This is a genomic window from Acerihabitans arboris (assembly GCF_010131535.1).
Classification (GTDB): Bacteria; Pseudomonadota; Gammaproteobacteria; order Enterobacterales; family Enterobacteriaceae; genus Acerihabitans; species Acerihabitans arboris.
In genome coordinates this window covers 148,636-163,917 of the sequence record NZ_WUBS01000001.1, presented here as the reverse complement: position 1 = coordinate 163,917, position 15,282 = coordinate 148,636, and the positions used below count along the sequence as shown (strand labels likewise).

General features: G+C 60.5%; 12 protein-coding genes. All 12 read left to right on the top strand.

Going from position 1 to position 15,282, the window contains the following annotated elements:
* Positions 1-3 precede the first annotated feature (3 nt).
* The 12 genes from ftsI to lpxC all read left to right on the top strand — a co-directional run bounded on the left by ftsI (position 4) and on the right by lpxC (position 15,250).
* Positions 4-1,767 (top strand): peptidoglycan DD-transpeptidase PBP3, encoded by a 1,764-nt coding sequence (gene ftsI, locus GRH90_RS00710; protein WP_162363978.1) that lies wholly within the window; start codon positions 4-6, stop codon positions 1,765-1,767.
* Positions 1,754-3,241 (top strand): UDP-N-acetylmuramoyl-L-alanyl-D-glutamate--2,6-diaminopimelate ligase, encoded by a 1,488-nt coding sequence (gene murE, locus GRH90_RS00705; protein WP_162363977.1) that lies wholly within the window; start codon positions 1,754-1,756, stop codon positions 3,239-3,241. Before ftsI ends, murE begins: the two co-directional genes overlap by 14 nt.
* Positions 3,238-4,611 carry a UDP-N-acetylmuramoyl-tripeptide--D-alanyl-D-alanine ligase gene (gene murF / locus GRH90_RS00700; RefSeq protein WP_162363976.1) on the top strand — a complete coding sequence of 458 codons (1,374 nt, stop codon included), beginning with the start codon at positions 3,238-3,240 and terminating at the stop codon, positions 4,609-4,611. The genes murE and murF overlap by 4 nt, the downstream gene beginning before the upstream one ends.
* Positions 4,605-5,687: a phospho-N-acetylmuramoyl-pentapeptide-transferase gene (gene mraY / locus GRH90_RS00695; protein ID WP_162363975.1), complete on the top strand. Its 1,083-nt coding sequence runs from the start codon at positions 4,605-4,607 to the stop codon at positions 5,685-5,687. Before murF ends, mraY begins: the two co-directional genes overlap by 7 nt.
* A 2-nt stretch (positions 5,688-5,689) precedes the next feature.
* Positions 5,690-7,006, top strand: coding sequence for a UDP-N-acetylmuramoyl-L-alanine--D-glutamate ligase (murD, locus tag GRH90_RS00690; RefSeq protein ID WP_162363974.1), 1,317 nt, complete (start codon positions 5,690-5,692; stop codon positions 7,004-7,006).
* Positions 7,006-8,208 (top strand): cell division protein FtsW, encoded by a 1,203-nt coding sequence (gene ftsW / locus GRH90_RS00685; RefSeq protein ID WP_162363973.1) that lies wholly within the window; start codon positions 7,006-7,008, stop codon positions 8,206-8,208. The genes murD and ftsW overlap by 1 nt, the downstream gene beginning before the upstream one ends.
* On the top strand, positions 8,205-9,296 hold the full coding sequence (gene murG, locus GRH90_RS00680) for an undecaprenyldiphospho-muramoylpentapeptide beta-N-acetylglucosaminyltransferase (RefSeq protein WP_162363972.1): 1,092 nt from the start codon (positions 8,205-8,207) through the stop codon (positions 9,294-9,296). Before ftsW ends, murG begins: the two co-directional genes overlap by 4 nt.
* Positions 9,297-9,354: 58 nt before the next feature.
* Positions 9,355-10,830, top strand: a complete 1,476-nt coding sequence (gene murC, locus GRH90_RS00675; protein WP_162363971.1) for a UDP-N-acetylmuramate--L-alanine ligase — start codon at positions 9,355-9,357, stop codon at positions 10,828-10,830.
* 77 nt (positions 10,831-10,907) lie between these two features.
* Positions 10,908-11,741, top strand: a complete 834-nt coding sequence (gene ftsQ, locus GRH90_RS00670) for a cell division protein FtsQ (RefSeq protein WP_162363970.1) — start codon at positions 10,908-10,910, stop codon at positions 11,739-11,741.
* A 2-nt stretch (positions 11,742-11,743) separates the two neighbouring features.
* On the top strand, positions 11,744-13,000 hold the full coding sequence (ftsA, locus tag GRH90_RS00665; protein ID WP_162363969.1) for a cell division protein FtsA: 1,257 nt from the start codon (positions 11,744-11,746) through the stop codon (positions 12,998-13,000).
* 71 nt (positions 13,001-13,071) lie between these two features.
* Positions 13,072-14,232, top strand: a complete 1,161-nt coding sequence (ftsZ, locus tag GRH90_RS00660) for a cell division protein FtsZ (RefSeq protein WP_162363968.1) — start codon at positions 13,072-13,074, stop codon at positions 14,230-14,232.
* Positions 14,233-14,332: 100 nt separating this feature from the next.
* Positions 14,333-15,250 (top strand): UDP-3-O-acyl-N-acetylglucosamine deacetylase, encoded by a 918-nt coding sequence (lpxC, locus tag GRH90_RS00655; RefSeq protein ID WP_162363967.1) that lies wholly within the window; start codon positions 14,333-14,335, stop codon positions 15,248-15,250.
* Positions 15,251-15,282 lie beyond the last annotated feature (32 nt).

Below are 15,282 nucleotides of genomic sequence, written 5' to 3'. Positions count from 1 at the left end.
TAGATGAAAGCCGCGCGAGCGATAAAATTGAAACGCTATGTAGATCAGGCCAGCTTTGTCAGCTGGCGTTTTGCGTTGTTGTGCGGCTGTATTTTACTCGCGTTGCTGGGCCTGGTTTTTCGCGTCGGCTACCTGCAGGTGATCAATCCGGATCGTTTGGTGCGCGAGGGCGACATGCGTTCGCTGCGCGTGCAGGAAGTACCCACCGCGCGCGGCATGATAAGCGATCGCGCCGGCCGTCCCCTGGCGGTCAGCGTGCCGGTCAACGCCATCTGGGCGGACCCGAAGGAAGTGAACGAACACGGCGGCATCACCGTCGACAGCCGCTGGAAGGCGCTGTCCGACGCGTTATCGATCCCCCTCGATCAAATGTCATCGCGCATTAACGCCAATCCCAAGGGGCGCTTCGTCTATCTGGCCCGCCAGGTGAATCCGGCCATCGGCGATTACATCCACAAACTCAAGCTGCCCGGTATCTTCCTGCGCCAGGAGTCGCGCCGTTATTATCCGGCGGGGCAGGTAACCGCCCATTTGATTGGTTTTACCAATATCGACAGCGAGGGCATCGAAGGCGTGGAAAAAAGCTTTGATCGCTGGCTGACCGGCCAGCCGGGCGAGCGGACGGTGCGCAAGGATCGCTTTGGCCGGGTGATCGAGGATATTTCCACCGTCGACAGCCAGGCGGCGCATAACCTGGTGCTCAGTATCGACGAGCGGCTCCAGGCCGTGGTCTATCGGGAGCTGAACAACGCGGTGGCGTTTAATAAAGCCGAGTCGGGCACCGCCGTGCTGGTGGACGTCAATACCGGCGAAGTGCTGGCGATGGCCAATAGTCCTTCCTATAACCCCAACAACCTGACCGGGACGACCAAGGACGTGATGCGCAACCGCGCCATCACCGATATTTTCGAACCGGGTTCCACGGTGAAGCCGATGGTGGTAATGACCGCGTTACAGCGCGGCGTTATCAAGGAAAACAGCGTGCTCAATACCATTCCTTATTATATTAACGGCCATGAAATCAAAGACGTGGCCCGTTATGCCGAGTTGACCCTGACCGGGGTCTTGCAAAAATCGAGTAACGTCGGCGTTTCCAAGCTGGCGTTGGCGATGCCCTCCTCGGCGCTGGTAGATACCTACTCGCGTTTTGGGCTGGGTAAGGCGACCAATTTGGGGTTGGTCGGAGAAAGCAGTGGCTTATTTCCCCATAAACAACGGTGGTCTGACATAGAGAGGGCCACCTTCTCTTTCGGCTACGGGCTAATGGTAACGCCGTTACAGTTAGCGCGGGTCTATGCAACCGTCGGTAGCCTGGGCATCCTGCGTCCGCTGTCGATAACCAAAGTCGATCCGCCGGTGGCGGGCGAGCGCGTGTTCCCGGAAGCCCTGGTGCGTACCGTGGTGCACATGATGGAAAGCGTCGCGCTGCCCGGCGGTGGCGGCACCAAGGCCGCCATCAAGGGCTATCGCATCGCCATCAAGACCGGTACCGCCAAAAAGGTCGGTCCGGACGGACAGTATATCAATAAATACATCGCCTATACGGCGGGCGTCGCACCGGCCAGCCAGCCCCGTTTCGCGCTGGTGGTGGTGATAAACGATCCGCAGGCTGGCAAATACTACGGCGGCGCGGTGTCCGCGCCGGTGTTCGGCGCCATCATGGGCGGCGTATTACGTACGATGAACGTGGAACCGGATGCTCTTCAGACCGGCGATAAAAATGACATGGTAACTAATCAAAAAGAGGGATCAGGTGACCGATCTTAATTTGCGCGAACTGCTCGCTCCATGGGTGCCCCAGGCGCCGGAGCGCGCGCTCAGGGAAATGACGCTGGACAGCCGCGCCGCGGCTGCCGGGGATCTGTTTGTGGCCGTAGTCGGCCATAAAGCGGACGGGCGTGCTTATATTTCCCAGGCGATTGCGCAAGGTGTTGCCGCCGTGGTGGCGGAAGCGGAAGGCGAGGCCGCGGACGGCGAACTGCGTGAGCAGCATGGCGTCCCGGTGATTTATCTTGCCCGGTTAAACGAGCGTTTATCGGCATTGGCCGGCCGTTTCTACGGACAGCCGTCCCAGGCGTTGCGGCTGGTCGGCGTCACCGGCACCAATGGTAAAACCACGACCACCCATCTGCTGGCGCAGTGGACGCAGCTGATGGGTGAAAAGAGCGCCGTCATGGGCACCGTGGGCAACGGTTTATTCGGCCAGGTGGTCCCGGTGGAAAATACCACCGGCTCGGCGGTCGATACCCAGCAGACGCTACACCAGTTGCATCGGCAGGGCGCAAGCTTCGCCGCCATGGAAGTGTCGTCCCACGGCCTGGTCCAGCACCGGGTGGCCGATGTGCATTTCGCCGCCGCCGTGTTTACCAACCTGAGCCGCGATCATCTTGATTACCATGGCGACATGGCGCATTACGAAGCGGCCAAATGGCGGCTGTTCGCCAGCCCCAATGTCGGGCAGCGCATCATCAATGCCGACGACGACGTCGGCCTGCGCTGGCTGGCGGGGCTGCCCGGCGCGGTGGCGATCTCCATCAGCCATCGCCTGCCGTCGCCCTTGCCCGCCCGCTGGCTGCAGGCGACCGACGTGCGGTATCACGCCGCCGGCGTGGAAATCCGCTTCGATTCCAGCTGGGGCGGCGGACAAATCCGCAGCCGCCTGATCGGCGAGTTTAACGTCAGCAACCTGCTGATGGCGCTGGGCACCCTGCTGGCGCTGGGCTATCCGCTGGCTGACCTGGCCCGCACTGCGGGCATGCTGCAGTCGGTAAACGGCCGTATGGAAGTGTTCCATGCCGCCGGCAAGCCGACGGTGGTGGTTGATTACGCCCATACGCCGGATGCGCTCGAAAAGGCGCTGGCGGCGGCCAGGCTGCACTGCCACGGCAGGCTATGGTGCGTGTTCGGCTGCGGCGGCGATCGTGATAAAGGTAAGCGCCCACTTATGGGCGGCATCGCCGAGCAGTATGCCGATCGGGTGGTGATAACCGACGACAATCCGCGCAGCGAGGCGCCGATGTCCATCATCAACGATATCCTGGCGGGCTTGCTGAACGCGGGCGCCGCCGCCGTCATCCCGGGCCGCGCCGAAGCGGTGACCAGCGCCGTGATGCAGGCCGGCGAGCAGGACGTGGTGCTGGTGGCGGGTAAAGGCCATGAGGATTACCAACTGATCGGCCAGCGTCGCCTGGATTACTCCGATCGCACCACCGTGGCGCGTTTACTGGGGGCGATTGCATGATTAGCGTATCCCTGAGGACACTGGCCCCGGTGCTGAACGCCGAATATATCGGCGCGGACAGCGCCCTGGACGGCGTTATCAGCGCCGTGTCCACCGATTCGCGCGCCGCCGCGCAGTCCGGGTTGTTCGTGGCGCTGCAAGGCGAGACCTTTGATGCCCATGAATTTGCGCCGCGCGCCATTAAGGCCGGCGCGACGGCCTTATTGGTAAGTAAGCGCTTACCGGTGGATGTGCCGCAACTGCTGGTGGCCGATACCCGGCGCGCCTTGGGACTGCTGGGCGCCTGGGTGCGCCGGCAGGTACCCGCGCGCGTTGTCGCGCTCACCGGCTCGTCCGGCAAAACCTCGGTCAAGGAGATGACCGCCGCCATCCTGCGCCGTTGCGGGCAGGTATTATATACCGACGGCAATTTCAATAATGATATCGGCGTGCCGCTGACGCTGCTGCGCCTGACGCCCGCAGATGACTTTGCGGTCATCGAGCTCGGCGCCAACCATATCGGCGAGATTGCCTATACCACGGATTTAGTCAGGCCGGAAACCGCGCTGGTGAATAACCTGTCCGCCGCGCATCTGGCCGGGTTCGGTTCCCTGAGCGGCGTGGCGCAGGCCAAAGGCGAGATTTTCGGCAGCCTGCCGCCCCATGGCCGGGCCATTATCAACGCCGATAGCCACGATTGGCCGCGCTGGCAGACGCTGCTGCAGCATAAACAGGTCTGGCGCTTCTCGCCGCAGCAGGGCGACGCGGTGGACTTTTACGCCAGCGATATCCTCATTACCCAGGGCGGCGTCGACTTTACCCTGCACAGCCCATTGGGCGAATGTCGGGTGAAACTGCCGCTGCCGGGGCGCCACAATGTGGCGAACGCCCTGGCGGCTAGCGCGCTGGCGCTGTCGGTCGGCGCCACTCTCGAGGCCGTCGTGGGCGGCCTGGCGCAGCTCGCCGCCGTGCCGGGCCGGCTGTTTCCCATCACGCTTGGCGCGGGAAAACTGCTGCTCGACGACAGCTATAACGCCAACGTCGGCTCCATGACCGCCGCGGCGCAGACGTTGGCCGACATGCCCGGTTACCGGGTGATGGCGGTGGGCGATATGGCCGAACTGGGAGACGGGGAGGAGGAGTGCCATCGCCAGGTGGGCGATGCCATACGGATGACGGGCATCGATAAAGTGTTGAGCGTCGGCAGGCTGAGCCATTTGATAAGCGAGGCCAGCGGCCGTGGCGAACATTTTCAGGATAAAGCGTCGCTGACCTCCGGTCTGGCGCGGTTACTGTCTGAGCATGCGGTAATTACCCTATTAGTCAAAGGTTCACGTAGTTCCGCAATGGAGCAGGTAGTGCGCGCGTTACAGGAGAAAGCGACATGTTAGTTTGGCTGGCCGAACATTTGGTCCAATTTTATTCGGGTTTTAACGTCTTTTCATATTTGACGTTCCGCGCCATCGTCAGTCTGCTGACCGCGCTATTTATCTCGTTGTGGATGGGACCGCACATGATTGCCTGGCTGCAGAAGCTGCAAATCGGCCAGGTGGTGCGCAGCGACGGGCCTGAGTCCCATTTCAGCAAGCGAGGCACACCCACCATGGGCGGGCTGCTGATACTGACGTCGATTACGATTTCGGTGCTGATGTGGGCTTATCCGTCGAATCCCTATGTCTGGTGCGTATTGTTCGTGCTGCTGGGCTACGGGGTGGTCGGGTTTATCGACGACTACCGCAAGGTGGTGCGCAAGGATACCAAGGGGCTGATTGCCCGTTGGAAATATCTCTGGCAGTCCGTCATCGCGCTGGCGGTGGCGTTCACCATGTACGCGGTAGGCAAAGGGACGCCGGCCACCCAATTGGTGGTGCCGTTTTTCAAGGACATCATGCCCCAGCTCGGCCTGCTGTATGTCCTGCTGGCCTACTTTGTCATCGTCGGCACCAGCAACGCGGTCAACCTGACCGACGGGCTGGACGGGCTGGCGATTATGCCGACGGTATTTGTCGCCGCCGGGCTGGCGCTGGTGGCCTGGGCCACCGGCAATATGAACTTTGCCAACTACCTGCATATCCCCTATATCCGTTTCGCGGGGGAACTGGTGATCGTCTGTACCGCCATCGTCGGCGCCGGGTTGGGATTTTTATGGTTTAACACCTACCCGGCCCAGGTGTTCATGGGTGATGTCGGCTCGCTGGCGCTGGGTGGGGCGCTCGGCACCATTGCGGTACTGCTGCGCCAGGAGTTCCTGCTGGTGATCATGGGCGGCGTGTTTGTCATGGAGACCATGTCGGTGATCCTGCAGGTGGGCTCATTTAAGCTGCGCGGCCAGCGGATTTTCCGCATGGCGCCGATTCATCATCATTATGAGCTGAAAGGCTGGCCGGAACCGCGCGTGATCGTGCGCTTCTGGATAATCTCGCTGATGCTGGTCCTGATTGGACTGGCGACGCTGAAGGTGCGGTAACTATGACCGACTATCGGGGTAAAAAAGTTGTCATCATCGGGTTGGGACTGACCGGTCTCTCCTGCGTTGATTTTTTTATCAGCCGAAACGTAACGCCGCGGGTGATGGATACCCGTTTCAATCCGCCGGGGCTGGACAAGCTCGCCGACGCCGTGGAACGGCATCTGGGCGGCCTGAATGAAGACTGGCTTTTGGACGCGGATCTGATCGTGGCCAGCCCCGGCATCGCGCTTTCGCATCCGTCCCTTGCCGCCGCCGCCGGCGCGGGAGTGGAAATCGTCGGTGACATCGAACTGTTTTGTCGCGAGGCACGGGCGCCAATCGTTGCGATCACCGGGTCCAACGGCAAGAGCACCGTCACCATGCTGGTGGGCGAGATGGCCAAGAGCGCCGGCTGGCAGGTGGGCGTGGGCGGCAATATCGGCTGGCCGGCGCTGATGCTGCTCAACCAGCCGTACCAGCTGTATGTGCTCGAGCTGTCGAGCTTCCAATTGGAAACGACATCCAGCCTGCGCGCCGCCGCCGCCACCATCCTGAACGTGACCGAGGATCATATGAATCGCTATCCGCTCGGCATGCAGCAGTACCGCGCGGCCAAATTAAAGATCTATGAGCAGGCGCAGGTTTGCGTGGTGAACGCCGACGACGTCCTGACCATGCCGGTGCGCGGCAATGACCCGCGCTGCGTCAGTTTTGGCGTCGGCGCCGGGGATTATCGGCTCGACCTGCGCCAGGACGGCCAATGGCTGAACGTCAGGGGCGAGGATGTGCTCGATACCGCCGACATGAAGCTGACCGGCCGCCATAACCATGCCAACGCCCTGGCGGCGCTGGCCCTGGCCGATGCGGTGGCTATCCCGCGCGCGGCCGGCCTGCTGGCGCTGAAGACCTTTACCGGCCTGGCACACCGATTCCAACTGGCCTATGAGCACCGCGGCGTGCGCTGGATTAATGATTCCAAGGCCACCAACGTCGGCAGTACCGAAGCGGCGCTGAACGGACTGGTGATCGCGGGTACGCTGCACCTGCTGTTGGGCGGCGACGGTAAATCAGCGGATTTCTCCCCCCTGCTGCCGTTGCTGCAGGGCGAGCGGGTAAGGCTTTACTGTTTCGGCCGCGACGGCGCCCAACTGGCCGGCCTGCGCCCGGAAGTGTCCACCCTGACCGATACCATGGAGCAGGCGATGAAACTGATCGCCGGTCAATGCGGGGCAGGGGACATGGTCCTGCTGTCGCCCGCGTGCGCCAGTCTTGATCAGTTTCGCAGTTTTGAGCATCGCGGCGATGAATTCGCGCGGTTGGCTAAGGAGTTGGGCTGATGCATATGCCGGGGCTGAGCCGTTTTGGCGGACTTAAAGATTGGATTATGGGCGTGCGCGACGTCGAGGCGCCCACCAATGTGCTTTACGATCGCACCCTGCTTTGGCTGACGCTGGGCCTTGCCTGCCTGGGTTTTATCATGGTGACCTCGGCGTCGATGCCCATCGGCCAGCGGTTGTCGGACGATCCGTTCTACTTTGCCAAGCGCGATGCCTTTTACCTGGCGCTGGCGTTCGGCCTGTCGCTGGTGACGCTGCGCATACCGATGGAAGTATGGCAGCGCTATAGCTCGGGCATGCTGCTGGTCACCATGGTGATGCTGCTGGTGGTGCTGGTGGTGGGCAGCTCGGTAAACGGCGCCTCGCGCTGGATAGCGCTCGGACCGCTGCGTATCCAGCCGGCGGAGTTATCCAAGCTGTCGCTGTTTTGCTATCTCGCCAGTTACCTGGTGCGCAAGGTCGAGGAAGTGCGCACTAACTTCTGGGGCTTCTGCAAACCCATGGGCGTGATGGTGGTGCTGGCGGTGCTGCTGCTGGCGCAGCCGGACCTGGGGACCGTGGTGGTATTATTCGTGACCACGCTGGCGATGCTGTTTTTGGCCGGCGCCAAGCTGTGGCAGTTTTTGTCGATTATCGGCTCGGGCATTTTTGCCGTGGTGCTGCTGGTTATCGCCGAGCCTTACCGTATGCGCCGCGTCACCTCGTTCTGGGATCCGTGGCAGGACCCCTTCGGCAGCGGTTACCAGCTGACCCAATCACTGATGGCGTTCGGCCGCGGTGAATTCTGGGGACAGGGTTTGGGCAACTCGGTGCAGAAACTGGAGTATTTGCCCGAGGCGCATACCGACTTCATCTTTGCGATTTTAGGTGAAGAACTTGGCTATTTCGGTGTGGTTTTGGCTTTGTTGATGGTATTCTTCGTCGCTTTTCGCGCCATGTCCATCGGACGCAAGGCGCTGGAAATCGATCAGCGGTTTTCCGGATTCCTGGCCTGCGCCATCGGCATCTGGTTCAGTTTCCAGGCGTTGGTCAACGTCGGGGCGGCGGCGGGCATGTTGCCCACCAAGGGGCTGACGCTGCCGCTGATCAGCTACGGTGGCTCGAGTTTGCTGATTATGTCTACCGCCATCGTGCTGTTATTGCGCATCGATTATGAAACGCGCCTGACCAAGGCGCAGGCGTTTGTAAGGGGACCCCGATGAACGGGAAGACCAGGCGTTTGATGGTGATGGCCGGCGGCACCGGCGGCCATGTGTTCCCCGGACTGGCGGTGGCGCATTACCTGATGGCGCAGGGCTGGCAGGTGCGCTGGCTGGGTACCGCCGACCGCATGGAAGCCGATCTGGTGCCGAAAAACGGCATCGAAATCGATTTTATCCGCATCAGCGGATTGCGTGGCAAGGGTTGGCGCGCGCAGCTGTACGCGCCGGTGCGCATCTGGCGCGCGGTGCGGCAGGCAAGAGCGATTATGCGCGCCTACCGGCCGGATGTGGTGCTGGGCATGGGCGGCTATGTGTCGGGCCCCGGCGGCCTGGCGGCCTGGCTGTGCGGGGTGCCGATTGTCCTGCATGAGCAAAACGGCATCGCCGGGCTGACCAACCGCTGGCTGTCGAAGATCGCCAAAACGGTATTGCAGGCGTTTCCCGGCGCGTTTGCCAACGCCGCCGTGGTGGGCAACCCGGTGCGCACCGATGTGCTGGCGCTGCCGTTACCCGCCGAGCGCCTGCGGGACAGGCAAGGCCCGGTGCGGGTACTGGTGATTGGCGGCAGCCAGGGCGCGCGCGTCCTCAACCAGACCATGCCGGGCGTGGCCGCCAGGCTGGGCGAGCGTATTACCCTCTGGCACCAGGTGGGCAAAGGGGCGCTCGGGGAGGTTAACCAGGCCTATGCCGCGGCGGGACAAACGCGGCATAAAGTGACCGAGTTTATCGACGATATGGCGGCGGCCTACGGTTGGGCCGATGTGGTGGTCTGCCGCTCCGGCGCCCTGACGGTGAGTGAAATCGCCGCCGCCGGGCTGCCGGCGATTTTTGTACCGTTTTTGCATAAGGATCGCCAGCAGTACTGGAACGCCCGTCCCCTGGAGCAGGCGGGGGCGGCCAGGATTATAGAACAACCGCAGTTCTCGGTGGACAGCGTAAGCGAAACGCTGGCCGGCTGGGATCGATTGACGCTGCTGGCGATGGCGCAGAATGCGCGCCAGGCGGCGATTCCGGACGCAACGGAGCGGGTGGCGCGGGAAGTGGCGGCGGCGGCGAAGGCGGATGTGCGGCGCGCCGCGGCAATATGACCGATACCGGACGGGACGTGGTCCCTCTGTTGTAACAACATACTTAAGTGGTTAAAACGTGAATACACAACAACTGGCGAAACTGCGAACTTTTGTACCCGAGATGCGGCGTGTCCGGCAAATCCATTTTGTCGGCATCGGCGGCGCGGGTATGGGCGGTATCGCGGAAGTGCTGGCGAACGAAGGCTATCAAATCAGCGGTTCCGATCTGGCGCCGAATGCCGTTACGCAGCAGTTAACCGAGCTGGGGGCGAAGATCTTCTTTAATCATCGCCCGGAAAATATCAGCGAGGCAAGCGTCGTCGTCGTTTCCAGCGCCATCGCCGGCGACAATCCGGAAATCGTGGCGGCCAAAGAGGCCAGGATTCCGGTTATCCAGCGCGCGGAAATGCTGGCGGAGCTGATGCGCTTTCGCCATGGCATCGCCATCGCCGGTACCCACGGCAAGACCACCACTACCGCCATGGTGGCCAGTATCTACGCCCAGGCCGGGCTGGATCCGACCTTCGTTAACGGCGGGCTGGTCAAGGCGGCGGGCGTGCACGCCCGGCTGGGATGCAGCCGCTACCTGATTGCCGAAGCGGATGAAAGCGACGCCTCGTTCCTGCATCTGCAGCCGATGGTCGCCATCATCACCAATATCGAAGCCGACCATATGGATACGTACCAGGGCGACTTCGAACTGTTAAAGCAGACGTTTATTACCTTTTTGCACAATTTGCCGTTTTATGGCCGCGCGGTAATGTGCATGGACGATCCGGTGATCCGCGAGCTGCTGCCGAAAGTGGGCCGCCATATCACCACCTACGGATTTCACGACGAAGCCGACGTGCGCATCACCGATTATCGCCAGCAGGGCGCGCAGGGCAGCTTTAATCTCCATCGCCTGGATAAACCGGCGCTGGCGGTAACCTTAAACGCTCCGGGGCGTCACAACGCGCTCAACGCGGCTGCGGCGATAGCGGTGGCGACTGAGGAAGGCATCGACGACGGCAGTATTTTGCAGGCGCTGTTCCAATTCCAGGGTACTGGACGTCGTTTCGATTTCCTCGGCAGCTATCCGCTGGATAATGTAAACGGCAAAACGGGCGAGGTCATGCTGGTGGACGACTACGGTCACCATCCGACCGAGGTGGACGCCACCATCAAGGCGGCGCGCGCCGGCTGGCCGGATAAACGCCTGGTGATGGTGTTCCAGCCCCACAGGTACACCCGTACGCGGGATTTATACGAGGATTTCGCCAACGTGCTGTCCGGGGTGGACGTGCTGCTGATGCTGGATGTGTATCCCGCCGGCGAGCCGCCGATCCCGGGCGCCGACAGCCGTTCACTGTGCCGCACTATCCGGGGCCGGGGCAAGATCGACCCGATCATGGTGCCGGATATGGAGGCGCTGCCGGAAATGCTGGCGCTGGCGTTGCAGGATAATGACCTGGTGCTGATGCAGGGCGCCGGAACCGTAGGCAAAATCGCGCGCAAACTGGCCGACAGCCATTTGCAGCCACGACCGATAACCGAGGGACGACATGCCTGATAACAACCATCCGCCGGGCGGCGTATCCGTTATCCACCGCGCGCCGTTGCGGCCCGTGAATACCGTGGCGAACTGATATGTCCCAGGCAGCGATAAACATACGCAGCCGCGAGCCGGAAAACGTCGCTTCCGGGCGCAGCAACGGCAGCCAGTTGGCGGGGCTGGTGTTCCTGATGATGGTGCTCGGCACCATCGTCTGGGGCGGCTGGATGGTGGTCGGCTGGATGAAGGATGCGCATCGCCTGCCGCTGTCAAAGCTGGTGGTGACCGGGCAACGGTATTACACCACCAACGACGACATCCGGCAGGCGATCCTGGCGCTGGGCGCGCCGGGCACGTTCATGACCCAGGACGTGAACGTCATCCAGCAGCAGATCGAGCGGCTACCGTGGATAAAACAGGCCAGCGTGCGCAAGCAGTGGCCGGATGAATTGAAAATCCACCTGGTGGAGTATGTGCCGGTGGCGCGTTGGAACGATTTGCATATGCTGGACGCCAGCGGCAAGTCCTTCAGCGTCCCCGCCGAGCGGATCGGCAATAAAGCCATGCCGATGCTGTATGGGCCGGAGGGCAGCGAGCAGGATGTGCTGACGGGCTATCGCACCATGAGCGAGGTGATGACGGCCAATAAATTTCAGTTAAAAACCGTCAGCATGAGCGCCCGCCACTCCTGGCAGCTGACGTTACAGGATGATATCCGGCTTGAGTTGGGCCGGGATGACAGGGCACGGCGCCTGCAGCGTTTTATCGGGATCTATCCGGTCCTTCTCCAGCAGGCCCGGACCGATAACAAACGTATCAGTTACGTGGATTTGCGCTATGACGCGGGAGTCGCGGTAGGTTGGGCGCCGGCGTTTATCGATCAGCAACAAAATAGTATTTCGCAACAGAATCAGGCACAGGCTAAATAATAATGATCAAGTCGACGGACAGAAAACTGGTAGTTGGACTGGAGATCGGTACGGCAAAGGTCGCCGCATTGGTAGGGGAAGTTCTGCCCGATGGCATGGTCAATATTATCGGGGTGGGCAGTTGTCCTTCCCGGGGTATGGATAAAGGCGGCGTCAACGATCTCGAATCGGTGGTGAAATGCGTACAGCGCGCCATCGATCAGGCCGAGCTGATGGCGGACTGCCAGATCTCCTCGGTATACCTTGCTTTATCCGGTAAACATATAAGTTGCCAGAACGAAATAGGGATGGTTCCTATTTCGGAAGAAGAAGTTACGCAGGAAGATGTTGAAAATGTGGTACATACCGCCAAATCCGTGCGGGTTCGCGATGAACACCGGATTTTGCATGTGATACCCCAGGATTATGCCATAGATTACCAGGAGGGTATCAAGAACCCGGTCGGATTATCCGGCGTGCGCATGCAGGCTAAGGTTCATCTGATTACCTGCCATAATGATATGGCAAAGAACATTGTCAAAGCCGTCGAGCGCTGCGGCCTGAAAGTAGACCAGCTGATTTTTGCGGGCCTGGCTTCCAGCTACGCGGTCCTGACCGAAGACGAGCGCGAGCTTGGCGTCTGCGTGGTCGACATCGGCGGCGGCACCATGGATATAGCGGTTTATACCGCCGGCGCGCTGCGGCACACCAAGGTGATACCTTATGCCGGCAACGTGGTGACCAGCGATATCGCCTATGCGTTCGGCACGCCGCCGGCAGACGCGGAAGCGATTAAGGTGCGCCACGGCTGCGCGCTGGGGTCGGCGGTCAGCAAAGACGAAACCGTCGAAGTACCGAGCGTCGGCGGCAGGCCGCCGCGCAGCCTGCAACGGCAGACCCTGGCTGAAGTGATTGAGCCGCGTTATACGGAATTACTAAACCTGGTGAACGATGAGATCCTGCAGTTGCAGGAGCAGCTTCGCCAGCAGGGAGTTAAGCACCATCTGGCCGCCGGTATCGTGTTAACCGGCGGCGCGGCGCAAATTGACGGCCTGGCGGCCTGCGCCCAACGGGTGTTCCATACGCAGGTGCGTATCGGCCAACCGCTGAATATTACCGGTCTGACGGATTACGCGCAGGCACCGTATTATTCTACCGCTGTCGGGTTATTGCATTACGGTAAAGAATCTCATTTGAGCGGTGAGATTGAAGTGGAAAAACGTACCTCGGTAAGCAACTGGGTCAAACGGATCAGCAGCTGGCTGAGGAAAGAGTTTTAATTGTTTACTTGCGGAGCCATGCTGTGCAGGCGGCCGGCTCCGATGCGACAGGCACAAAACGGAGAGAAACTATGTTTGAACCTATGGAATTAACCAACGACGCGGTGATTAAAGTCATCGGCGTCGGCGGCGGCGGCGGCAACGCCGTTGAGCATATGGTGCGCGAACGCATCGAAGGCGTGGAATTTTTCGCGGTCAATACCGATGCCCAGGCATTGCGTAAAACCGCGGTTGGCCAAACCATCCAGATTGGCGGCGGCATCACCAAAGGTCTGGGAGCCGGTGCTAATCCGGAAGTGGGGCGCAATTCCGCCGAGGAAGATCGCGAAGCGCTGCGCGCCGCGCTGGAAGGCGCGGATATGGTGTTTATCGCAGCCGGCATGGGCGGCGGCACCGGCACCGGCGCGGCCCCGGTCGTGGCTGAAGTCGCCAAGGAATTAGGCATCCTGACCGTGGCAGTGGTCACCAAACCGTTCAATTTCGAAGGCAAGAAGCGTATGGCCTTTGCCGAGCAGGGGATCGCCGAGCTGTCCAAGCATGTGGATTCGCTTATCACCATCCCTAACGACAAGCTGCTGAAGGTGCTCGGCCGCGGTATTTCGCTGCTGGACGCATTTGGCGCGGCCAATGACGTGCTGAAAGGCGCGGTGCAGGGTATCGCCGAGCTGATTACCCGTCCCGGCCTGATGAACGTCGACTTCGCCGACGTGCGCACCGTCATGTCCGAAATGGGCTACGCGATGATGGGCTCAGGCGTCGCCTCTGGCGAGGACCGTGCTGAAGAAGCGGCCGAAATGGCGATCTCCAGCCCGTTGCTGGAAGATATCGATCTGTCCGGCGCGCGCGGCGTTCTGGTCAATATCACCGCCGGCTTCGACCTGCGTTTGGATGAGTTCGAAACCGTGGGTAACACTATCCGCGCGTTTGCCTCGGACAACGCGACCGTGGTTATCGGTACTTCCCTTGATCCTGATATGAACGACGAACTGCGCGTGACGGTAGTGGCGACCGGTATCGGCATGGACAAGCGTCCTGAAATCACCCTGGTGACCAACAAGCAGAACAGCCAGCCGGTGATGGATAACCGTTATCAGCAGCACAATCACGGTATGTCGCCGATTCAGCAAGAGCAGAAGATAGCGGCCAAGGCGGTCAACGAGCAAAACTCGCAGGCCGGCAAGGAACCCGATTACCTGGATATTCCGGCGTTTTTGCGCAAGCAAGCCGATTAAATCCGATGAAATTGGGAATCTCCGCTCTTTGTGCTAAACTGCCCCGCCGACTGTAGCCTATAATGTGTCGGTGGTATGGATAACATTGCGAGATAAACTGATGATCAAACAGCGGACACTAAAACGTATTGTGCAGGCCACAGGCGTGGGTTTACATACCGGTAAAAAGGTAAAACTAACCCTGCGCCCTGCACCGGCTAACACCGGGGTCATCTATCGCCGCACGGATTTAAATCCTCCGGTGGACTTTCCGGCGGAAGCCAAATCGGTGCGGGATACCATGCTTTGCACGTGTCTGGTCAATGAGCATGATGTTCGTATTTCCACCGTCGAACATCTTAATGCCGCATTGGCGGGTTTGGGTATCGACAACATCATCGTTGAAGTCAATGCGCCAGAAATTCCAATAATGGACGGTAGCGCCAGCCCCTTTGTCTATCTGCTGATGGACGCCGGAATCGAGGAGCTTAACTGCGCCAAGAAATTCCTGCGCATCAAGGATAAGGTGCGCGTCGAAGACGGCGACAAATGGGCCGAGCTGTCGCCCTACAATGGTTTCAAGCTCGATTTTACCATTGATTTCAAACATCCTGCGATCGATGCTAGCTCGCAACGTTATCGCCTTAATTTTTCCGCCGAGTCTTTCGTCCGGCAAATCAGCCGCGCGCGCACCTTCGGGTTCATGCGCGACATCGAATACCTCCAGTCCCGGGGCCTGTGCCTGGGCGGTAGTTTCGACTGCGCTATCGTCGTCGACGATTATAAAGTGCTGAACGAGGACGGCTTGCGTTTCGAAGATGAATTTGTGCGCCACAAAATGCTCGACGGCATCGGCGACCTGTATATGTGCGGCCACAACATCATCGGTTCGTTCACGGCGTATAAGCCGGGACACGCGCTGAACAACAAATTGCTGCAGACCGTCCTGGCACGCCAGGAAGCCTGGGAAATGGTGACCTTCGAAGACGAGGCCGAAATGCCGCTGGCATTTGCCGCGCCCTCGTTTGTCATTGCCTGACGGCAACGGTTTGTTTGCCAGCGCGGTATAAC

Bases quoted from the DNA above. Each gene is read 5' to 3' on its own strand.
- ftsI (WP_162363978.1), top strand. From the start codon at position 4: ATGAAAGCCGCGCGAGCGATAAAATTGAAACGCTATGTAGATCAGGCC.
- murF (WP_162363976.1), top strand. From the start codon at position 3,238: ATGATTAGCGTATCCCTGAGGACACTGGCCCCGGTGCTGAACGCCGAA.
- mraY (WP_162363975.1), top strand. From the start codon at position 4,605: ATGTTAGTTTGGCTGGCCGAACATTTGGTCCAATTTTATTCGGGTTTT.
- murD (WP_162363974.1), top strand. From the start codon at position 5,690: ATGACCGACTATCGGGGTAAAAAAGTTGTCATCATCGGGTTGGGACTG.
- ftsW (WP_162363973.1), top strand. From the start codon at position 7,006: ATGCATATGCCGGGGCTGAGCCGTTTTGGCGGACTTAAAGATTGGATT.
- murG (WP_162363972.1), top strand. From the start codon at position 8,205: ATGAACGGGAAGACCAGGCGTTTGATGGTGATGGCCGGCGGCACCGGC.
- ftsQ (WP_162363970.1), top strand. From the start codon at position 10,908: ATGTCCCAGGCAGCGATAAACATACGCAGCCGCGAGCCGGAAAACGTC.
- ftsA (WP_162363969.1), top strand. From the start codon at position 11,744: ATGATCAAGTCGACGGACAGAAAACTGGTAGTTGGACTGGAGATCGGT.
- ftsZ (WP_162363968.1), top strand. From the start codon at position 13,072: ATGTTTGAACCTATGGAATTAACCAACGACGCGGTGATTAAAGTCATC.
- lpxC (WP_162363967.1), top strand. From the start codon at position 14,333: ATGATCAAACAGCGGACACTAAAACGTATTGTGCAGGCCACAGGCGTG.